This window comes from Ekhidna lutea (assembly GCF_900188325.1).
In the GTDB taxonomy this organism is placed as follows: domain Bacteria; phylum Bacteroidota; class Bacteroidia; order Cytophagales; family Cyclobacteriaceae; genus Ekhidna; species Ekhidna lutea.
On the sequence record NZ_FZPD01000003.1, the window covers coordinates 428048 to 448111 of the forward strand.

19 protein-coding genes are annotated in these 20064 nt (G+C 40.5%); 12 read left to right on the plus strand and 7 right to left on the minus strand.

Annotation, left to right across the window (positions count from 1 at the left end):
• Positions 1-6: 6 nt before the first annotated feature.
• Positions 7-1767, minus strand: a complete 1761-nt coding sequence (gene aspS, locus CHB71_RS09610; RefSeq protein ID WP_089356693.1) for an aspartate--tRNA ligase — start codon at positions 1765-1767, stop codon at positions 7-9.
• Positions 1768-1949: 182 nt separating this feature from the next.
• On the opposite strand from aspS, the gene CHB71_RS09615 reads away from it, so the two are divergent.
• The 10 genes from CHB71_RS09615 to hisIE all read left to right on the plus strand — a co-directional run bounded on the left by CHB71_RS09615 (position 1950) and on the right by hisIE (position 10842).
• Positions 1950-2501 (plus strand): hypothetical protein, encoded by a 552-nt coding sequence (locus CHB71_RS09615; protein ID WP_089356694.1) that lies wholly within the window; start codon positions 1950-1952, stop codon positions 2499-2501.
• A complete protein-coding gene (locus CHB71_RS09620; protein WP_089356695.1) occupies positions 2501-2953 on the plus strand; it encodes a nucleoside deaminase in 453 nt (150 codons plus the stop codon). Before CHB71_RS09615 ends, CHB71_RS09620 begins: the two co-directional genes overlap by 1 nt.
• Positions 2954-3108: 155 nt before the next feature.
• Positions 3109-3708 (plus strand): superoxide dismutase, encoded by a 600-nt coding sequence (locus tag CHB71_RS09625; protein ID WP_089356696.1) that lies wholly within the window; start codon positions 3109-3111, stop codon positions 3706-3708.
• A 207-nt stretch (positions 3709-3915) separates the two neighbouring features.
• Positions 3916-4773, plus strand: a complete 858-nt coding sequence (hisG, locus tag CHB71_RS09630; RefSeq protein ID WP_089356697.1) for an ATP phosphoribosyltransferase — start codon at positions 3916-3918, stop codon at positions 4771-4773.
• Between the two features lie 68 nt (positions 4774-4841).
• Positions 4842-6233, plus strand: a complete 1392-nt coding sequence (gene hisD, locus CHB71_RS09635) for a histidinol dehydrogenase (RefSeq protein WP_089356698.1) — start codon at positions 4842-4844, stop codon at positions 6231-6233.
• A gap of 57 nt (positions 6234-6290) precedes the next feature.
• The gene (gene hisC, locus CHB71_RS19260; protein WP_179213368.1) at positions 6291-7898 is read left to right on the plus strand and encodes a histidinol-phosphate transaminase; all 1608 of its coding nucleotides are present in this window, start codon (positions 6291-6293) and stop codon (positions 7896-7898) included.
• Positions 7899-7998: 100 nt separating this feature from the next.
• Complete coding sequence (gene hisH / locus CHB71_RS09645; protein WP_089356699.1) at positions 7999-8577, plus strand: imidazole glycerol phosphate synthase subunit HisH; 579 nt, start codon at positions 7999-8001, stop codon at positions 8575-8577.
• Between the two features lie 81 nt (positions 8578-8658).
• Complete coding sequence (hisA, locus tag CHB71_RS09650) at positions 8659-9381, plus strand: 1-(5-phosphoribosyl)-5-[(5-phosphoribosylamino)methylideneamino]imidazole-4-carboxamide isomerase (RefSeq protein WP_089356700.1); 723 nt, start codon at positions 8659-8661, stop codon at positions 9379-9381.
• A gap of 103 nt (positions 9382-9484) precedes the next feature.
• Entirely contained in the window at positions 9485-10240 is a 756-nt protein-coding gene (gene hisF / locus CHB71_RS09655) for an imidazole glycerol phosphate synthase subunit HisF (RefSeq protein WP_089356701.1), read from the plus strand.
• A 23-nt stretch (positions 10241-10263) separates the two neighbouring features.
• On the plus strand, positions 10264-10842 hold the full coding sequence (gene hisIE / locus CHB71_RS09660; protein ID WP_089356702.1) for a bifunctional phosphoribosyl-AMP cyclohydrolase/phosphoribosyl-ATP diphosphatase HisIE: 579 nt from the start codon (positions 10264-10266) through the stop codon (positions 10840-10842).
• A 3-nt stretch (positions 10843-10845) separates the two neighbouring features.
• Here the strand turns inward: hisIE and CHB71_RS09665 are convergent, their stop codons facing one another.
• Both CHB71_RS09665 and CHB71_RS09670 read right to left on the minus strand, forming a co-directional pair.
• On the minus strand, positions 10846-11259 hold the full coding sequence (locus tag CHB71_RS09665; protein WP_089356703.1) for a hypothetical protein: 414 nt from the start codon (positions 11257-11259) through the stop codon (positions 10846-10848).
• Positions 11260-11424: 165 nt separating this feature from the next.
• Entirely contained in the window at positions 11425-12363 is a 939-nt protein-coding gene (locus tag CHB71_RS09670) for a hypothetical protein (protein ID WP_144017382.1), read from the minus strand.
• Positions 12364-12553: 190 nt separating this feature from the next.
• On the opposite strand from CHB71_RS09670, the gene CHB71_RS09675 reads away from it, so the two are divergent.
• A complete protein-coding gene (locus CHB71_RS09675) occupies positions 12554-15520 on the plus strand; it encodes a ligand-binding sensor domain-containing protein (RefSeq protein WP_089356705.1) in 2967 nt (988 codons plus the stop codon).
• 33 nt (positions 15521-15553) lie between these two features.
• Complete coding sequence (locus CHB71_RS09680) at positions 15554-16204, plus strand: response regulator (protein ID WP_089356706.1); 651 nt, start codon at positions 15554-15556, stop codon at positions 16202-16204.
• Between the two features lie 5 nt (positions 16205-16209).
• Here the strand turns inward: CHB71_RS09680 and CHB71_RS09685 are convergent, their stop codons facing one another.
• The 4 genes from CHB71_RS09685 to rlmD form a co-directional block, all read right to left on the minus strand.
• Positions 16210-16689 carry a hypothetical protein gene (locus CHB71_RS09685; protein ID WP_089356707.1) on the minus strand — a complete coding sequence of 160 codons (480 nt, stop codon included), beginning with the start codon at positions 16687-16689 and terminating at the stop codon, positions 16210-16212.
• Between the two features lie 62 nt (positions 16690-16751).
• Complete coding sequence (locus tag CHB71_RS09690) at positions 16752-17921, minus strand: glycosyltransferase family 39 protein (RefSeq protein ID WP_089356708.1); 1170 nt, start codon at positions 17919-17921, stop codon at positions 16752-16754.
• Positions 17921-18283: a hypothetical protein gene (locus CHB71_RS09695; RefSeq protein ID WP_089356709.1), complete on the minus strand. Its 363-nt coding sequence runs from the start codon at positions 18281-18283 to the stop codon at positions 17921-17923. The genes CHB71_RS09690 and CHB71_RS09695 overlap by 1 nt, the downstream gene beginning before the upstream one ends.
• A 106-nt stretch (positions 18284-18389) precedes the next feature.
• The gene (rlmD, locus tag CHB71_RS09700) at positions 18390-19787 is read right to left on the minus strand and encodes a 23S rRNA (uracil(1939)-C(5))-methyltransferase RlmD (RefSeq protein ID WP_089356710.1); all 1398 of its coding nucleotides are present in this window, start codon (positions 19785-19787) and stop codon (positions 18390-18392) included.
• Positions 19788-20064 lie beyond the last annotated feature (277 nt).

The following is a 20064-nucleotide window of genomic DNA, read 5'->3' on the forward strand; positions in this document are numbered from 1 at the left end:
CAAACGCTACGATTTTGTTGGTTCTACAAGTTTAATTCCCAACTCATTTAGCTGTTCCATTGATATGGCAGAGGGAGAATCGATCATTACATCCCTGCCAGCATTGTTTTTTGGGAAGGCAATAAAATCTCTAATACTCTGCTCTCCGGCCATTATTGCACATAATCTATCGAAACCAAAGGCTACACCACCATGTGGAGGTGCTCCATATTCGAAAGCACCCATCAGAAACCCGAATTGTTCTTCAGCCTCTTCTTTGCTGAACCCCAACACTTCAAACATTCTGGCTTGCATCGCTCGATCATGGATACGTATAGAGCCTCCTCCGGCTTCAACACCATTTATGACCATATCGTACGCATTTGCCCGAACCGCTCCCGGGTCGGAATTTAGTTTTTCCACATCCTCGGGTTTTGGTGCAGTAAATGGGTGATGCATCGCATGATATCGCTTGGTTTCTTCATCCCATTCCAATAGTGGAAAATCAAGCACCCATGCTGCTGCAACTTTGTTTTTATCTCTTAAACCTAAGGTTTCTCCCATTTCCAGACGAAGTTCATTAAGTGCTTTTCTTGTCTGATTTTTCTCTCCAGCTAGGATCAATAGCAAGTCACCAGGCTTGGCTCGAAATTTCTCAGCCCAACCTTTCAGCTCATCCTGATCGAAGAATTTATCTACGGAAGATTTGAATGAACCATCTTCATTGTACTTCACATAAACCAGCCCTTTAGCCCCAATTTGTGGCTTTTTGACGAAATCCGTCAAGCCATCTAATTGCTTCCTTGTATAATTCGCGCATCCTTCTGCATTAATACCAACCACTAATTCAGCGCTATCAAATACCACAAAACCTTTGCCTTGTGCCTTGTCATTCAGCTCACAAAATTCCATTCCGAATCGTAGGTCGGGTTTGTCAGAACCGTATTTCGCCATCGCTTCATCATAACTGATCCGCTGAAAATCATCCAGCTCAATACCTTTCATTTCTTTATAAAGAAACTTTGTCATACCCTCGAAAGTCTGAAGCACATCTTCCTGCTCCACAAATGCCATTTCACAGTCAATCTGGGTAAATTCAGGCTGTCGATCAGCCCTCAAATCCTCATCACGAAAACATTTTACAATTTGGAAGTAGCGATCCATTCCTGCCACCATCAAAAGTTGTTTGAAAGTTTGAGGGGACTGTGGAAGCGCGTAAAACTCATTTTCATTCATCCGGGAAGGCACCACAAAATCCCGTGCGCCTTCAGGTGTAGATTTGATTAAATATGGAGTCTCTACTTCTACAAACTTTTCTTTGTTCAAATACTCTCGCACCTTCTGCATCATCGTGTGACGCAACTGTAGTTTCTCTCTTACAGGATTTCTTCGAATATCCAGGTATCGATACTTCATTCGAAGGTCTTCACCACCATCTGTTTCATCTTCTATTGTAAAAGGAGGAACCTTTGATCCATTCAAAACTTCCAGAGAGTTGACCCGAATCTCCAGATCACCGGTAGCCATTTTATCATTTTTTGCGTAGCGTTCAACTACCTCTCCTGTCGCTTTTATCACAAACTCACGACCAACTTTCTTTGCTTGATCTATGATAGATTGCTCCGTTACACCTTCTTCAAAAATCAGCTGTGTAATCCCATATCTATCTCTCAAATCTATCCATACTACGCCTCCTTTATCACGCTGCTTTTGTACCCAGCCAGTGAGGGTCACAGTGCTTCCAATATGTTCTGATCGTAATTCTCCACAAGTATGTGTGCGTAGCATATCCTCTTTTAATTGTCTTTTTAATACAAATTGGCTGCAAAAGTAGGAATTAGCTCATTATTAAACACTAAAAACAAACCTCTAACCAACTTCAAAAGGGGATTAACTAGACTGTAAAATTGTCTGAGAAAGAAATGTCCCCTTGAGGGGACTACAGGGGTGTATTTCTTTAAATTCGCCATATGAAAAAACTAATATCCATCGGCCTGCTTTTCAATGCGACTATACTTTTCTCGCAGGAAATGGTCAAATATCAGGTAAATGAGGAGATCTCTTATCAAGTGCCAGAGTCTTTTGTGGTAATGAGTGAGGGAGATCGGTTGCAGAAATTTGTTTCTGCTCGCGAACCGTTGGCAATGCATTCCTCCCAAGACAGGGAGGTTAATTTTGGCGTAAACTGGAACCCAATGCAGTGGATCGATGGCGATGAGGAAATTATTTATGGTTTTTACAAAGCCAGCATCCAGTCCATGTTTGATCAGGTTGAATTTCTACAAGATGAAGTGAAGGAAGTAAACGGGAGGAAGTTTATTGTATTCGAATTTATTGGGTCTCTGACTAGTGAAAATGCATTTTCAGGGACAAAATCGTCCAGAACATATTCTTATATCCAATACACAGCTTATAATGGACAAGTACTGCTTTTCAATTTCGGATGTAAGGCGAGGCTTATGGGTCAGTGGCAATCTGCTGCGAGAGAGATTATGAATAGTGTGAAAGTGAAGAAGAAATAATGAGCTTAAGTATTTATAGCGACGAACATTTTATGAAACAGGCGCTCAATGAAGCGCAAAATGCCTACGATGAGGGCGAAATTCCCATAGGAGCAGTTGTCGTCTGCGAAAACAAAATCATTGCTAAAGATCACAACAGGGTCGAGCGACTCAATGATGCAACTGCACATGCGGAAATGTTGGCGATTACTGCTGCTCAAAACAACCTCAGCTCCAAGTATTTGAATGAGTGTACACTGTTTGTAACACTTGAACCATGTAGCATGTGTGCCGGCGGGCTATTCTGGACTCAGATTGGTAGGGTAGTAATTGGGGCACTGGACAAAGAGCGTGGATTCTCCAAATACAGTAAAGATATTGTTCATCCGAAGACAGATTTGAAGATGGGAGTGATGGCAAATGAATGTGAAGTTTTGATAAAAGACTTCTTTAAGAATATTAGAAAGAAATAGATGCGTTTATCATCCAAATAATATTTTCATTTTGGAGTACCGATAAACTAAATACTAATTCACTAATCACTAATTAACCCAACAAGGCAACTAAACATCCCTCAACCTTGTTATCTTCACAAATCATTTTTTTGAACCTATAAAATCACATAATTATGGCTTTTGAATTACCAAACCTACCTTATGCACACGATGCACTAGAACCACATATAGATGCGAAAACCATGGAAATTCATCATGGCAAGCACCATGCAGGATATGTTTCAAAATTGAATGCTGCTATCGAAGGAACAGACATGGCTGGAAAATCTTTGGAAGATTTGGTGAAAAATCATTCTGATAACGGAGCAGTAAGAAACAATGGTGGGGGTCACTGGAATCACTCGTTATTCTGGGAAGTAATGTCTCCAAATGGTGGTGGTGAACCTTCCGGTGCTTTAGCGGATGCTATCAATAAGGCATTTGGGTCTTTCGATAAATTCAAAGAAGAATTCAGTAATGCGGCAGCTACACGATTTGGTAGTGGGTGGGCATGGCTTTGCAAGAATAGCGATGGCTCAGTTGCTGTTTGCTCTACTCCGAATCAGGACAATCCACTGATGCCCGAAGCAGGATGTTCAGGTACTCCGATTCTTGGATTAGATGTTTGGGAGCATGCGTATTACCTGAATTACCAAAATAGAAGACCAGATTACATCAGCGCATTTTTCAATGTGGTAAACTGGGATGCCGTGAGCAAAAAATTTGCTGGATAAATTCCATTTAAAAAAGTCGTCTATATTTGCGACCTGAAATGAGAACACAACAACTACATCATCATGTACATCATATGCTCCACTCGGAAGAGACGGTGTAGTAGGTGTATTGTAGTTAACTAAAAATAACTCAAAGCCCTGACGAACCGTCAGGGCTTTTTTTATGCCTAAACTTTAACACTTATTCGAAATATCAGTTTCAACGACATGAAAGACATTTTAAAAATAGCTGTTCAGAAAAGCGGTCGACTCAATGAGAAAAGCATGGGCTTGCTCAAAGAGTGTGGAATCAAAATAAATAATGGAGGTAAGCTGATGTCCACTGCTTCCAACTTTCCTCTGGAAATCTTCTACCTCCGCGATGACGACATTCCTCAGTATGTTGCCGAGGGTGTAGCTGACATTGGGATCGTGGGTGAAAATGAATACCTGGAAAAGCAACAGCCTGTGGAAATAATCAATCGAACAGGCTTTTCAAAATGCCGGTTGTCTCTGGCCATCAAAAGAGAAGAAGCTTACCCGGGGCTTGAGTGGTTTTCAGGAAAAAGAATAGCGACAAGCTACCCGGTAATTTTAAAGAGTTTCCTCCAGAAAAATAATATAGACGCTACTGTAGAGGTGATTAGCGGAAGCGTGGAGATAGCGCCGGGAATAGGCCTTGCGGATGCCGTCTTTGATATCGTGAGCACAGGCAGCACACTTTTAGCCAATGGTCTTAAAGAAGTGGAAGTCGCTCTTCGCAGCGAAGCATTGCTCATTGCCAATACAATGCTCAACAGGGAAAAGAAAGAAATACTGGACAAACTTCTATTCAGAATCGAAGCGGCTAAGTCAGCGAAACAGAACAAATACATTCTACTCAATGCACCTAATGAAAAATTAGATTCCATTATAGCATTGCTGCCCGGAATGAGAAGTCCTACCGTGCTCCCGCTCGCAGACGAAGGTTGGAGCAGTGTACACAGTGTTATTAATGAGGATGACTTTTGGGAGGTAATTGACCAGTTGAAAGAAAAAGGAGCTGAAGGAATTTTGGTGTGTCCAATTGAAAAAATGATTGTGTGAATTAGTCAGCAGACTATTAGTCGACAGTCAACTGTGACTAATTGCTGTGAACGGTTGATTTATTTGAAATGAAGACAATAAAATACCCAGAACCCTCCGATTGGCCTGCACTCTGCGAAAGACCAACTTTCAATTTCTCGGAATTGGAGGAACGTGTTGGTGCAATCATGACAGATGTTCGGTCTAATGGTGACAAGGCTCTCCTCCGATACAGCAAACAGTTTGATGCTGTGGAATTGGATAGTGTAACAGTTGATATTGCTAATCAGGAATTCAAGATTGATCCTGAATTAGCAGATGCCATAAAAATGGCTAAATCCAACATTGAGAAGTTTCACTTTTCGCAAAAGGAAGAAATAAAGGTTATTGAAACCATGCCTGGAGTGAATTGCTGGCGAAAAAGTGTAGCGATTCAAAACGTAGGATTATATATCCCAGGCGGATCCGCTCCCTTATTTTCAACTTTACTCATGTTGGCGATACCCGCAAAAATTGCTGGATGTAAAAATATTGTGGTGTGTACTCCACCTTCATCAGGTTTTGATGCCAATACTCCCCCTTTAGAAAAGCCTGCCTGCCGGCAAGGCAGGGGGGCGGAGGGGGATTTCAATAGAAAACCATCAAAACCTGTTGAATATCTGAATCCTGTCATAGGCTGGACGTGCCAGCTACTTGGGATAGAAAAGATTTATTTGACAGGAGGTGCACAAGCAGTTGCTGCTATGACCTTCGGAACAGAGTCGATTCCAAAGGTGGATAAGATTTTCGGGCCCGGTAATCAGTATGTGACTGCTGCAAAGCAACTGGCACAGAACTTTGGTGTGGCAATCGATATGCCGGCTGGACCAAGTGAAGTTTTGGTGATAGCGGATGACACTGCATATCCTGAATTTGTCGCAGCTGACCTGTTATCTCAAGCTGAGCACGGCCCGGACAGTCAGGTGGTTTTGGTGAGTAATTCAGAAAAAATTATTTCAGAAGTAAATGAAGAAATATCAAAACAGGTCAATGAACTACCTCGAAAAGACATTGCTGTGAAAGCATTTGAAAACAGTCAATCTGTTTTGGTCAAAAATCTGGATGAAGCCGTTTCATTTAGTAATGAATATGCACCTGAGCACTTGATCATAGCAACCGAAAATGCAGAGGAGTTAGGCGAACAGATTACGATTGCGGGAAGCGTATTTCTTGGCAACTGGAGCTGTGAGAGTGCAGGTGACTATGCCAGTGGGACGAATCACACGTTACCAACCAATGGATACGCACGAAATTATAGTGGCGTGTCTCTGGATAGTTTTGTTAAGAAAATTACGTTCCAGAAGCTCTCTAAGAAGGGCATTCAAAACCTCGGCCCTGCAATTGAAAAAATGGCAGAAGCGGAGCAGTTGCAGGCACACAAGAATGCGGTGAGTTTGAGATTGAAGAAAATAAAAAAAGACCCTGAAACAAGTTCAGGGTGACCATAAAATTGAAAGTCATGCTGAATTTATTTCAGCATCTATAAATAATTAAACAAGATGTTTGATATAAATAAAATCACACGCGAAAATGTCAAAGCACTCAAACCATATTCGAGTGCACGAGACGAATTTGATGGAGTTGCAGAGGTATCATTAGATGCAAATGAAAATCCTTTTGGGTTTGGACTAAACCGCTACCCTGACGGAGCAATGAGTGGTTTGAAAGCTGCCATCGCTAAGTATAGGAATGTAGAGATCCCTCGATTAATCTTCGGAAATGGAAGCGATGAATTAATTGACTTGCTTATTCGTGCCTTTTGTGAGCCGGGTCAGGACAAAGTCATGATCTTTCCGCCAACTTTTGGTATGTATAAAGTGGCCGCTGATGTAAACGACGTAGAGGTGATTAGCGAACCATTGACTGATAATTTTCAAATAGATTTCGAGAGCCTGCAACCCAAGTTATTAGATGAAAATCTGAAGATCATTTTCATCTGTTCACCAAATAACCCAACGGGCAATTGTATTAACAAGGATACAATTCTATCAATCACCGCTGCTTTTTCCGGGTTGGTCGTGATTGATGAAGCTTATATTGATTTTGGAGAGGAAAGCTTGGTGCAGGAAGATATTTCTAACCTGTTTATCCTACAGACATTTTCAAAAGCATTGGGACTGGCCGGGGCTAGACTGGGTATTGGTTTTGGATCATCTGAGGTGATCAATGTGTTGAACAAAATCAAACCGCCATACAACGTCAATACATTGACGCAGGAAAAAGCAATTGATGTTTTGAATAGACCTGAGTTAATCAAGAAACAGGTTACGATACTGATTGAAGAGCGAGAAAAGATGGAGCAAGAGCTAAAGGGCATTCCCTCAGTGAAAAAGATTTATCCTTCGGATGCCAATTTCTTACTGGTTGCTTTTGTAGATGCTCAAAAAACCTATGCAGATCTGATGGCAAAAGGTATTGTAGTTCGTGATCGTTCCGGTCAGGTGCCAAATACTTTAAGAATCACGATAGGTATACCAACAGAAAATCAACGCCTGATTGCTGCTCTCAAAGAAGAGAAGTACGAAGAAAAGGGTAGAATTGGAAGGTGTGTTCGGGCCACCTCAGAAACGAAAATCAAGATTGAAGTCAATTTGGACGATCCTACCAAAACATCCATATCTACTGGTGTGGCATTCTTTGATCACATGCTCGATCAAATAGCAAGACATGGAGCAATTGGTCTCCATGTGGAGGTTGAAGGTGACATTCACATCGATACGCACCACACCATTGAGGATACAGCGTTGGCATTGGGCACAGCATTCAACGATGCATTGAAGGATCGAAAAGGAATCGAACGATATGGATTCCTACTACCAATGGATGATTGCCTGGCTCAAGTGGCCATCGATTTTGGTGGGCGACCATGGCTGGAATGGGATGCTTCTTTTGATGCAACGCACGTAGGCGAAATGCCAACTGAGATGGCTTCTCACTTCTTTAAGTCATTCTCAGATACTGCCAGATGTAATTTGAATGTGAAAGCAGAGGGTGAGAACGATCACCATAAGATCGAGTCGATATTCAAAGCATTCGCGCGTGCCATTAAGATGGCGGTGAGAAAGGATGATAGTGGAGTGTTGCCATCAACAAAAGGAGTGTTATGATTGAAAAGGATTCTGAAACAAGTTCAGAATGACTCCAGAAATTAAAATTTACTTTATTTAAAACTGTCATGCTGAACTCGTTTCAGCATCTATTTAGAAAATGATTGCTATAGTTAAATACAACGCAGGTAATATCCGATCAGTGAAAAATGCGCTGGATCGGATTGGAGTGGAATCCGTGATTACGGATGATCCTGAGACATTGAATAGTGCTGAGAAAGTGATCTTCCCTGGTGTAGGTGAAGCAGGAACTGCTATGAGTTATCTGAAGGAAAGAGGTCTGGATGAAGTCATCATTTCTCTTAAGCAACCCTTTCTGGGAATTTGCTTAGGGATGCAACTCATGTGTTCTCACTCGGAAGAGAAGGACACTACTTGCCTGGGCATTTTCAAAGAAAAAGTGAGGAAGTTTCCGTCAAAAGGGATTGTGCCACATATGGGTTGGAATGACTTCACTAAAACAGAAGGTCCTCTTTTTGAAGGAATTACAACGACTGATAACATGTATTTTGTCCATAGCTATTACGCTGAAGTGGGAGAAGATACAGTTGGTGAGACTGACTATCTGGTGCCATTCACCTCTGCACTGCAAAAGGATAACTTTTATGGAGTGCAGTTCCACCCGGAGAAGTCAGCGGATGTGGGGCAAAAACTGTTGGAGAATTTTTTGAAATTATAAAAATATGATTGTCACATTGAGCCTGTCGAAATGGACATTGCAGGTTTCGAGAGCCTCAACCTTACATTCTAAAATATTGATATGCGAATAATACCAGCCATAGACATCATCGAAGGAAAGTGCGTTCGTCTTTCTAAGGGAGATTACGCAACGAAGAAAATTTACAATGAAGACCCGCTTGAGGTTGCTAAGCAATTTGAAGATGCAGGTTTGCAGTACCTTCATTTAGTTGATCTGGATGGTGCGAAAGCCAAGCACATTGTAAACTGGAAGGTGTTGGAGAAACTGGCAACAAAAACACATCTGAAAATTGATTTTGGTGGAGGGATCAAGTCAGATGAAGATCTAAAGGTTGCTTTTGAAAGTGGAGCGAAACAGATTACCGGAGGTAGCATCGCAGTAAAAGAACCGGTGAAATTCACCTCCTGGATTATGGCCTATGGTGCAGAAAAAATTATTCTTGGAGCAGATGCTATGGACAGCAAAATTGCGGTATCTGGCTGGCAGGAAGAATCCGACCTTGAAATTGAAAGTTTCATTGAAGACTATGTGACCAAAGGAATTGAATATGTGATTTCTACGGATATCTCGAAAGATGGTATGCTGGAGGGTTCTTCGTTTGACCTTTATGAATCAATTCTAAAAAAACTACCAGAGTTGAAGCTGATTGCCAGTGGAGGAGTTAGTTCTATTGACGATTTAGTCAAGTTAAAAGAGCAAGGTTTGGAAGGAGCGATTGTGGGGAAAGCGATTTATGAGAATAGAATTAGTTTGAAGGAATTGGGGGAACTAACATCCCCCTAACCCCCTTCAAAGGGGGATTCACATCTTATTTAGTTCAGAAATATCCCCCTGCCTGCTGCAGGCAGGCTTCAGGGGATTATAGGGGTGTTTTATTAGGAAAAAAATGTTAAAAAAACGAATCATACCGTGCTTAGACATCAAAGACGGACAAACCGTAAAGGGTGTCAACTTTGTGGACATCCGTGGTGCCGGAGATCCAATCGAGCTGGCGAAACGCTATGTGAAAGAGGGTGCTGATGAGTTGGTGTTTCTGGACATCACAGCGACGGTCGATGAACGGAAGACCTTTGCAGCTTTGGTGGAAGAAATTGCGCATGAAATCAATATTCCATTCACCGTAGGTGGTGGCATCTCATCTGTAGAAGATGCCGATGTATTGGTGAAAGCGGGTGCCGACAAGGTAAGCATTAACTCTGCGGCTGTCAGAAGACCTCAATTAGTCAAAGAAATCGCTGATGAATTTGGGAGTCAGTTTGTGGTAGTGGCCATAGATGCAGGTCTGGTAGATGGTGAGTGGAAAGTATTTGTAAAAGGAGGGCGTGAGGCCACAGAGCTGGATGTTTATGATTGGGCCAAACAGGTGGAAGCCTTAGGAGCGGGAGAAATATTATTGACTTCCATGGCCAATGATGGCACTAAGAATGGGTTTGCTTTGGAGCTGACCGGAAAGTTAGCAGCTGATTTAAATATCCCTGTCATTGCATCAGGTGGAGCAGGAAGTAAAGCACATTTCGCAGAGGTGTTTGAAAAAACAAAAGCAACAGGTGCTCTGGCAGCCAGTGTGTTTCATTTTGGGGAGATACCGATACCAGAATTGAAGACCTTTTTAAGAAATAAGAAGTTAGAAGTTAGAATATGACCTGATTTAGAAACAGAAATCGAATGAAACAACAAGAATTGATACCAGCAATCATTCAACATGCTGAAACCAACCAGGTACTTATGCTTGGCTACATGAACGATGAATCGCTTGCGAAAACCAAAGAAGAAGGTAAAGTCACTTTTTACAGTCGATCAAAGAAGCGACTCTGGACGAAGGGCGAGACTTCAGGTAATTTTCTGAATGTTACGAGCATCCAGGAAGACTGTGATAACGATACCTATCTGATCAAAGTGATTCCTGAAGGAGACACCTGTCACAAGGGAACTTATACCTGCTTTAGAGAAAAAGAGCCAACCGGTTTCTTACATGAGTTGCAAGGGGTAATCCAGTCAAGAAAAGACAACCCATCTGAAAAGTCATACACCACAGAGCTTTTCCAAAAGGGAACCAAGAAGATTGCCCAAAAAGTGGGCGAAGAAGCAACAGAAGTAATCCTGGAAGCAATGGATGGAAAGAAAGATTTGCTGATCGAGGAGTCTTCGGATTTACTATATCACTTTCTTGTATTGCTAGCGGATCAGGGATTAAAGCTGGAGGATGTGGAGGCTAAATTGATGGAGCGGCATTTGAAGAAGTGAGGTTTACTTCTTAGGAGAATTCTTCAAAAATTGATCTAGTGATTGTTTTAATTCTTCTTGTTCTTTGATCAAATCGCTGGAAATCGAGACAACTTCACCTGACTTAAGATGTATCTTCCAAACAACAGTTTCGATTCCTTTGGTGAAAGATGTTTTTCGTTGATGTTTAACTATATCCCTTTTATTGATCCAATGACTCTTTTTTAGGTTCTTGATGCCTATTTCTTGATCTTTGATGATAATGGTGGTAAAACTTAACACCAATGCCAGGGTCAAAAAAGCCCCGATGGCTATTAATATCCAGATTAGAACTGAAAGATCTTCCCGGCTTCTCAGGATCAAGGCGGTTCCAAAGAATAGCACAGGGATGAAGATCATCAATGTATTTGACCTAAAAACTTCGTTTGGATTTGCCATAGCTACTTCTAAAAAACTTAAATGTAAGATTGAAGAATAACTTTGTAAATAAATATTTCAGGTTGCACCCAAATAAAAAGCCGTCCTCCTCAGGACGGCCAACCAGCTATGGAAATATGAATCACCACGATTCACATTTTGTTATTTTACCAATGTAGCATTCTCCTATTTATTGAAATACCCAAACATCTCGCTTAGCGCCTGATTGTTGAACTCCTTCATTGTTCCGGTTGTGGTTGCAACATATTTGTCTTTATCACATTTCGCCTCATGAGTAAAGTCGTTGGATGAGTGTGTCAGGAAACCGCTATAGGTAGGCTTAGTAGCCATTGAAAATGCTTTTAGTTTTTCTCCCTCGTTTTCGAAAACACCTTCAAATTCAGGCATTTTCTTTGGGGTGTAATTAATTGCTATCATTTTGCCCGCCCAGGCATTCAATACACATGATGGCATTTTCAACCCAATATTTCCCTTCACACTGGAAGTGCCCAAAACAGAACTTTGACTGGCATTCAGATCAATGGCAGAAAACGTATAATCTGCTGTTAATACCATTACATCGTCCATTTCTTTTAGCAACCTCATTGGGGCACCAACCACCTGTTTCTCTTTTCCCGAATTGGATATTCCTTTTACATAGTATTGAAATCCCTCTGGGGTAACTTTTAAATAACCTGGGTTCTGATCCTCGTTGATATTTGCTCCCATTAATTCATATTCTTCAAAATATTTTAAGTCTCCAATGTCATTGACAGTTAGCACTTCAAAACCTTGACTTTTAAATGCATTGACAAAGTCATTATAAACTGTATTTGTGATTTGTTGAAGATCTGGCGCATCAATACCAGTTACAGCAACATTCATACTTGCACTGGAAGATCCTTTACGTGAATTAGTGGTGGTTTTAGATACTGCTTTAGCATCTGCAGTCATTTGAAAATTGACATTAAACTCCTTGATGTAAACCTTCCTTGGGAATTTTTTCAGATTCTTTTCTCCGTATCCATTGGATTTAAGTTCCAATTCTTGAGCACTTGAAAAATGCATGAGTAATAAAGCAGCGCAAAGGAGCAACAGGCTTTTTAAATTATCTGGCGTTTTCATGATTAATGATTTAGTGGTAAATGATATTGGGTTTTCTTTCCGCTAAATGACTGATTGGGCTCCATGTGTAATTGATTTGTTAATGAAACCATCGAATTCACTTGAGGAATTTTATAGACTAAGTTCAGTTTATACTCTATAAACTTTATAGGGCATATGCCGTATTTTATCTGGTTTTGTACTTTTAAGTATGAGATCATGCCTTCTCATTGCATTTATTTTGCTGACGAGTGCTTCCATAGCGCAATATCGGTTTGACCATTTGACAGTCAATGATGGGTTGGCGCAAAACTCAATAAACGATATATACCAGGACTCAGAAGGGTTCATGTGGTTTGCTACTCAAGATGGGCTAAGCAGGTACGATGGATACACCTTTGTGAATTATACGCCTGATGGGCTACTTCCTGTTGCTGATAATTTTTTATGGGATATAGTAGAAGATAAAAATGGCAACATTTGGAGCGCATCTCGTGATGGAGTCACACGACTCAATTGGAAGGAGAATAAGGTCACTCACTTTAAAGTTTCACGCTCTAGTAATATCTCCAGATCTCAAAATCAATCAAGCGGTTTATTCTCAACGAGGGAACAAATGATTTTGTCCTTTATGGATGGCACGTATAGAATTCCACAGTCTCTATTTCCGGATTCTGTGCAGGTCATTTTAACAGATGAATATTTGTATTATGAGGATCAATCAATTTTAGGGTTTGCACAGGTTGAAGGCGAGGAAATATTAATAACGCCAACTGAAGTAATTCAAAAAAATCAAAGATTGGCTTTTCCGGAGGGACATTTCAAGTCACTTCAATACAAGGACTTTCTTTTATTTGATGATTTATATTGGATAGCTACAAACAATGGGATTCTTACTTCAGGATCTTCTTTTGAAGGATTTAATTTAGTCGAGTCAACTGTTGGGTATGCTATCACTTCCCTTTCGCTTGGCCCTGACAAGGTAAATCTGTGGGTTGGTACAGATAAGGGAATCCTGATTCTAGACCCAAAATCCAGGAAAATCATAGGTCATATTCTTGCAGGATCAGAAAATGACGATTTAAGCACCAATAATATTTCTGAGGTATTCGAATCGAAAGATGGATTGACATGGATTGGTACTGCAAATGGGGGTCTAAATATTTATGATAGCCAAAAAGACAGATTTAGATGCTTGACAAAGAGGCATATTCCTATTACCCCTCCTATATGGTCAATTTTTAAAACTGATGAAGAGCTGCTTCTGGGAGTGGATAATGGACTATATCGAATTGAATTGACAGGAGATGAAAACGCAGTAAAACTCCCCATTCTTTCAAAAGCCAAAAAGATATCACACTCATATTTAGATACTCGAATTACTGCTGTCACGAAGCTGGAAGCGGATAAATTTTTGATCGGTACTTTCAATGGTAAGCTTGGGGTTTTAGACGGAGATAGAGTCAAAATGATTCCATTAACTCTTAAAGAAGGAAGCGTCATTACTGATATTGAAATCACAAAAAATGCAGTTTGGGTTACAACCTATCAAGGGATAATCAAATTAGATAGGGAGTTAAATCAAACAGGTTTCGATGCAATGAAAGAATTCGATCTTCCAACTAATTACTTCCTATCTGTTTTCCAAAGTGATGATGAGACCCTGTGGTTTGCTGGGAATACCGGTTTTTTTTCTTTTTCAGAAGAAAAAGGGGGCAGAAAGTATCCATACAATGAAAGCAATCTCGAAAAAAGCCCGGCCTTCAATTTTATCACCGGTTTTTTTGAAGATGTAAATGGAAGAATATGGATTTCCACATTTGGAGGGGGTGTCAGCAGACTTGACAGAAATACAGATACTTTTAAACATTTTCAGAAGAAGGATGGCTTGAGCAATAATGTCTGTTCAGCAATTGAAGGGAATGACAAATATGTTTTTGTAAGCACAAATAATGGAATCAATAGAATTGACATTGAGTCGGGAGAAATAACTGGATATTGTCGGGCTGATGGTTTAATTGATGATGAATTTGCAATATGTTCATCCTTTTCAGATCAGGATGAATTCTATTTTGGAGGCGTGTCAGGTCTTTCAATATTTAATTCAAAGGATCTCGAAAAGAATAATACGATCCCAAAGCCTGTCATTACCAATTTAGCTGTCAACTATAAGGATCAGCCTTTGGCTAGATTATCAGCTGCTGAATTAGATTTATTTCCAGAGGATAAAATTTTCAGTTTCGAATTTTCACCTCTCACTTTTCGCAAAAGGAACCAGCTCGAGTATGAATATAAGATGTCCGGATTTGATAATCAATGGGTCTTAGTTCCTGCTTCTCAACGTATAGCCACTTATTCTCTACCTCCCAATAGCTATGAATTTCAGGTCAGAACAGTAGATGGCAATAGCCGGAGCGAAATTACCAGGCTGTCAATCGTAGTGCATCCGGCGTTCTATCAGACCTGGTGGTTCATTACTTTATCTCTAATCGTTGTTATTCTGCTAATCATTTTTGTGGTAAGATATTACTCGCATCAATCACTAAAGGAGCGATTGAGAAAACTCGAAATTCAACAGAAAATACAGTCAGAACGGGAAAGAATTAGTCGTGATCTACATGACAATGTTGGATCACAGATTACTTATATCGCAAGTTCCATTGATCATCTTTCAGGAAATGGTTCTTCGGACGATTTGAAAGAACTGGGAGAATATGCCCGTGATACGATGCGACAGCTTCGTGAGACGATTTGGGTTATTAATCATGATGAGGTGACGTTGGATGAGTTAAAATCAAAGGTGATAGAATATTTGGCTGATGTTTTACAATTTCACTCTCAAATCGTGCATGAAGTCAATTTTGAATCATCTGATCTCAAGCTTAAACCTTCAGATGCAATTAACTTATTTCGCATAATCCAGGAAGCGGTTAACAATATCATTAAACACGCAAAAGCTTCTAAAATTGAAATACAATTAAATCTTAATGAAGGTAATCAGCTAATTATTGCGGATAATGGAGTAGGGTTTATTGGCAATTCAAAGGACGGGCATTTTGGTTTGATAAATATGAAGGGTCGGGCAGCAGAGTTGGGAGCGGATTTTCAATTGATCACCAAACCAAAGGCCGGGACCACTATTAAGATAAGTGGATTTCAAATAGGTCAAATGACGTAGAAGCATGTTTATCAGATGGTCTATTTTTAACTAATGAATGTCAAAATTGGCCTGGCAGATGATAATCCTAAGCTCCTTCAGTCTCTTACAAAGGGGCTCAAGAAGTATGAACATATACATCTGGAATTCTTAGCTATTAATGGACAGGAAGTTTTAGATAACCTGGAAAAGAAAAATATTGATGTGATGCTCATGGACATCAATATGCCGGTTATGAATGGCATTGAGGCTACCCAAAAACTGAAAGATAAATTTCCAGACATCAAAGTGATCATGCTCACTGTTTTTGATGAAAACGATAAAATTTTTGATTCAATTTTAGCTGGCGCATCCGGCTATTTATTGAAAGATGTAAAAACAATTCAGATCATAGAAGCCATTGAAGATGTACTGGAAGGTGGGGCGCCTATGAGTCCGGAAATAGCCACTCGAATTCTGGGTTTATTGCGAGGTAAAACTTCAGGGGAGTTGCAAAAGCAACGTGCGGACAAGTTTGGATTGACAGAAAGAGAGATTGAAATTTTACAGGAAATAGCCTCTGGAGCTCATTACAATCAGATAGCAGAAAAGCTATTTATTTCTCCAAAAACCGTAAGAAAACACATTGAAAATATTTACGCTAAACTTCATGTTCATAATAAAGTTGAAGCTATTCAGCTTGCCATGAAGCACAAGATTATTTAGCTATTCTATTCAATCATCGCTCCATCAAAATAACTGATCCGCATGTGACAGCCATCTTCTATCCCGACATAATGAAATTGAGTTCTTGGCCAGGTGGCTTGCGGGAAATGTTTCATTAAAATGGGACTTTGGACCTTGAGTAGAATCCCAATTACATCAGGGTCTTTCCCTGCATTGAAGCGATTATTTAGTTTTGTTTTAGCCTCACTAATTAATTGCAATACGACCCCTTGTTGTCGGTATTTCTGAGCGACAAAAGCACGAAAAAGCCAAAATACTTTACCTATTGGTTCATATTTTCTTTTCATGATCGTGCTTACTCCGATTAGCTGTCCTTCTCTTTCCCGTGCGATGAATGCAATCTGACTCGCTCGTTGGTTAGCCTGTTCTTCGTTCAGTGCTTTTTCCTTCAACCAAAAATCTATCACCTCTTTTTTGAGTTCTTCAGTATGCTGATCAAATATGAAGTGAATTATTGGAGTCATTTGGTAATGAGCGAAGAATCAATTTAGCAAAATGCTACCCTATTCCAAATGTAGATCTGATCTTATCGCTTTTTAATGGATTTCATCCAATTAGTTTCCTCGCAAAGCTGACTAAGCTGAAAAGCTGAAAGAATGAACAATACGGGTAGTACCGGCATCAAAAACCGACCATCCCAGTCTGCAGCTGTCAACCCCACACCCGCAATGTGAATAATGAAATAGGACAATGCAAATGCTTTTATCTCTGGACGAATAGCCTTATTCCATAGACTTTTTACGAAAAGAAAATAGGAGAATAACAGAAACAGCCCATTGAACATATTGTGACCGATAGACCAGAGCGGTCGCACATGGGTAATCAAGAACATCACTTTCGCCAGAGTAAGCTTAAGCCAATACGAAAAATTAAATAAAGCAAAATGGGTGATGCGAATAATTGGCGGGTAGGAATCACCAAGAATATTAAGATCACCTGGCACATCCACCATATAGTATTGAATCCCTTTGATGTGAGGAAGCGTAGTAACACCAGATATAATTTCACCTAGCTGATAGTTCTCAATCACATCATAAGTCATCAGGTATCTGTTCACCAACACAATAGCTCCGAAGGTCAGCCCTAATCCCATCATTAGATTGACAGGGCGAGACACCTTATTTCGCATGCTAAACAAAACAGTAATCATTATTGCTAAGCCAAAAGCAATTCCTGTAGGCTTTACAAAAGCGAGGAAAACTATCATTCCAATCAGTCCTATATAGCTAATGGTATCACCTGTTTTATAGACTCGAGCTAAAAAATAGATGGCAATACAAGTGGAACTGATATATAGCGACTCACACAGAACATAAGAATTCCAGAAAGGTATTTCTATGAATAGAAGAAATAGTGCAGTCGTTATTGCAGCTATTTCCGGTTTTTCAAAAATGATTTTCACACCTCGATAGAGGAATAGTAGCGCGACTCCACTGAGAATATACTGCGCGACAATGATGTTGAGATGATGATTGCCGGGGAGTTTATCTATCAGGTGTATAAAAAGCACAAACCCGAAATAACGCATATTGTGTTTTTCAATATAGAAGCCGTCTTTCAGGTTCTCACTATACTCCAAATAGCGAAACGCATCACCGAAAACTTTTACGCTGTTGATGTGAAAGGAGATCCCAGAGACGATCGCGAATAGTATTCCTAAGCCAATGAGATAATACGTCTCCTTTTTCAGTTCCATTAATCAATTGGATAAGGTACAAAAACGAAGTTTGTAAACTCCTGATCGATCACAAATAAGCAGCAGAACTCATCAGGGTCTTTGAAGTTTTCCTTGAAAATCTTCTCATCGGCAATCAAGCCTCGCTGCGTAAATTCCTCCAGAAAGGATGCGTAGTAATGCCAGTCATTTTCCGCCTGAAAAGCTTCGACCAATACCTGCCCAATGGGCTGAGAAACCTGGCACATAGGGAAGATTGGATATTCGGAAAATCCTTGCTTTTTAATAGCGTAGGCTGCCTCCTTTAATGGCTCTGCCACCTTCACAAAATCTGAAGATATTCTGCCTAATTGCTTTGGACTTAATTCTGGATCGTTTTGCATTTGTACAATTTTTCTTTTTAGTAATTGTCCCCTTGAGGTGGTCCGACATTTCGGGACTATAGGGGTGTTTCTAACCTCCCAAAGCCGATCAAATTGGGAAATCGAATCAATCTCTTAATTTAAGTAACACCACATTCTCTACATGCTGCGTTTGCGGGAACATATCCACTGGTTGAATTTTCACTACATCATATACTTGTCCCAACACTTCTAAATCTCTCGCCTGGGTAGCAGGATTACAGCTCACATACACAATCTTGTCTGCCTTCAAATCAGCCAAAAGCTGCGTTACCCGTGGGTGCATTCCCGCTCTTGGTGGATCCGTGATGATCACATCCGGCTTGCCATGCTCATTGATGAACTCATTGCCCAGCAGATCTTTCATATCACCCGCATAGAAATCCGTGTTGTTTATGCCGTTGATTTCACTGTTGATTTTGGCATCCTCAATAGCAGCTTCCACATATTCAATGCCCACTACTTTCTTAGCTGATCGAGCCACAAAGTTCGCGATAGTTCCTGTTCCTGTATAAAGATCATAGACCAGTTCATCACCTTTTAGGCCGGCAAAATCAGCAGCTACTTTGTATAGTTCATGGGCCTGCTCCGAATTGGTTTGATAAAAGGACTTTGGGCCAATCTTAAACTTCAAATCACCCATTTGTTCCATGATGTGGTCCTTTCCTGCAAAGAGCTCTACCTCCAGGTCCCCAAAAGAATCGTTCCCTTTTTCATTCACCACGTACATCAACGATGTGATTTCAGGGAATTCTTTATTGATGAAATTCATCATCAAATCAATAAGCTCCTGATCACGATAGTGTACCTGAAGTATAACCATCAGGTCTCTTGTGGTAGCTGTTCGTATTACCAGATTCCGAAGGAATCCTTCCTGCTTCTTTACATCGTAATAAGGAACACTATGCTCATCGGCGAACTTTTTTACTGCCAACCGAATCTCATTTGAGGGGTCGCCTTGCAGGTGGCACTTATTGATGTTCACGATTTTATTGAATTGCTTCGGGATGTGAAAGCCAAGTCCAGTGCGCACATGCTCTTCCCCACTTTCAATTTCCTCTTTTGTCAGCCACCGGAAATTAGAAAAGGTAAACTCTAGCTTGTTTCTGTAGAAAGAAGTTTTGTCAGAGCCAAGTATTGGTTTGATGTCAGGCAATTCAAGACCACTAAGTTTTCTAAGGTTTTCTTCAACATGCCCCTGCTTATATTTCAGCTGAGCGTCATACTGCATGTGTTGCCATTTACATCCGCCACACAACCCAAAATGCTCACAAAAAGGCTCAGCTCGCTCACTGGATTTCTGATGAAACGCTTCCACATATCCCTCAAGAAATTTCTTCTTTTTGCCTACCACTTTCACACGAGCCACATCCCCGGGTGCCGTTTCTTTTACAAAAACCACCTGTCCATTGACACGCCCTACACCCTTTCCTTCAGAGGAAATCCCAGTTATTTCCAACGATTCTATTACAGCTCCTTTCTTCATTGCCGCAAAATTACTATTCACATCGCTGCTATACCGCTTCTGCTTTACTTATTTGACTTTATAGGTTTATTAGGAGAGAACATCCAGCTTTTCACATCTACTGATATCCGGGTCGTCCGCTTTACTTCGTGTCCGCTTCCACCCCGTCTAGTTTGCTAAGAGATTCGCTTCGATCTAATTATTGGACACCCCTGAAGTCCCGAAATGTCGGACCACCTCAAGGGGACATTCCGTCACTTAATAGGAATTAATTCCCCCTTTGAAGGCGGTCTGACGT

What these genes read in the sequence shown, in the direction of transcription:
- aspS (WP_089356693.1), bottom strand. Translation starts at nt 1,767, where the DNA reads ATGCTACGCACACATACTTGTGGAGAATTACGATCAGAACATATTGGA.
- CHB71_RS09615 (WP_089356694.1), top strand. Translation starts at nt 1,950, where the DNA reads ATGAAAAAACTAATATCCATCGGCCTGCTTTTCAATGCGACTATACTT.
- CHB71_RS09620 (WP_089356695.1), top strand. Translation starts at nt 2,501, where the DNA reads ATGAGCTTAAGTATTTATAGCGACGAACATTTTATGAAACAGGCGCTC.
- CHB71_RS09625 (WP_089356696.1), top strand. Translation starts at nt 3,109, where the DNA reads ATGGCTTTTGAATTACCAAACCTACCTTATGCACACGATGCACTAGAA.
- hisG (WP_089356697.1), top strand. Translation starts at nt 3,916, where the DNA reads ATGAAAGACATTTTAAAAATAGCTGTTCAGAAAAGCGGTCGACTCAAT.
- hisD (WP_089356698.1), top strand. Translation starts at nt 4,842, where the DNA reads ATGAAGACAATAAAATACCCAGAACCCTCCGATTGGCCTGCACTCTGC.
- hisC (WP_179213368.1), top strand. Translation starts at nt 6,291, where the DNA reads ATGTTTGATATAAATAAAATCACACGCGAAAATGTCAAAGCACTCAAA.
- hisH (WP_089356699.1), top strand. Translation starts at nt 7,999, where the DNA reads ATGATTGCTATAGTTAAATACAACGCAGGTAATATCCGATCAGTGAAA.
- hisA (WP_089356700.1), top strand. Translation starts at nt 8,659, where the DNA reads ATGCGAATAATACCAGCCATAGACATCATCGAAGGAAAGTGCGTTCGT.
- hisF (WP_089356701.1), top strand. Translation starts at nt 9,485, where the DNA reads ATGTTAAAAAAACGAATCATACCGTGCTTAGACATCAAAGACGGACAA.
- hisIE (WP_089356702.1), top strand. Translation starts at nt 10,264, where the DNA reads ATGAAACAACAAGAATTGATACCAGCAATCATTCAACATGCTGAAACC.
- CHB71_RS09665 (WP_089356703.1), bottom strand. Translation starts at nt 11,259, where the DNA reads ATGGCAAATCCAAACGAAGTTTTTAGGTCAAATACATTGATGATCTTC.
- CHB71_RS09670 (WP_144017382.1), bottom strand. Translation starts at nt 12,363, where the DNA reads ATGAAAACGCCAGATAATTTAAAAAGCCTGTTGCTCCTTTGCGCTGCT.
- CHB71_RS09675 (WP_089356705.1), top strand. Translation starts at nt 12,554, where the DNA reads ATGAGATCATGCCTTCTCATTGCATTTATTTTGCTGACGAGTGCTTCC.
- CHB71_RS09680 (WP_089356706.1), top strand. Translation starts at nt 15,554, where the DNA reads ATGAATGTCAAAATTGGCCTGGCAGATGATAATCCTAAGCTCCTTCAG.
- CHB71_RS09685 (WP_089356707.1), bottom strand. Translation starts at nt 16,689, where the DNA reads ATGACTCCAATAATTCACTTCATATTTGATCAGCATACTGAAGAACTC.
- CHB71_RS09690 (WP_089356708.1), bottom strand. Translation starts at nt 17,921, where the DNA reads ATGGAACTGAAAAAGGAGACGTATTATCTCATTGGCTTAGGAATACTA.
- CHB71_RS09695 (WP_089356709.1), bottom strand. Translation starts at nt 18,283, where the DNA reads ATGCAAAACGATCCAGAATTAAGTCCAAAGCAATTAGGCAGAATATCT.
- rlmD (WP_089356710.1), bottom strand. Translation starts at nt 19,787, where the DNA reads ATGAAGAAAGGAGCTGTAATAGAATCGTTGGAAATAACTGGGATTTCC.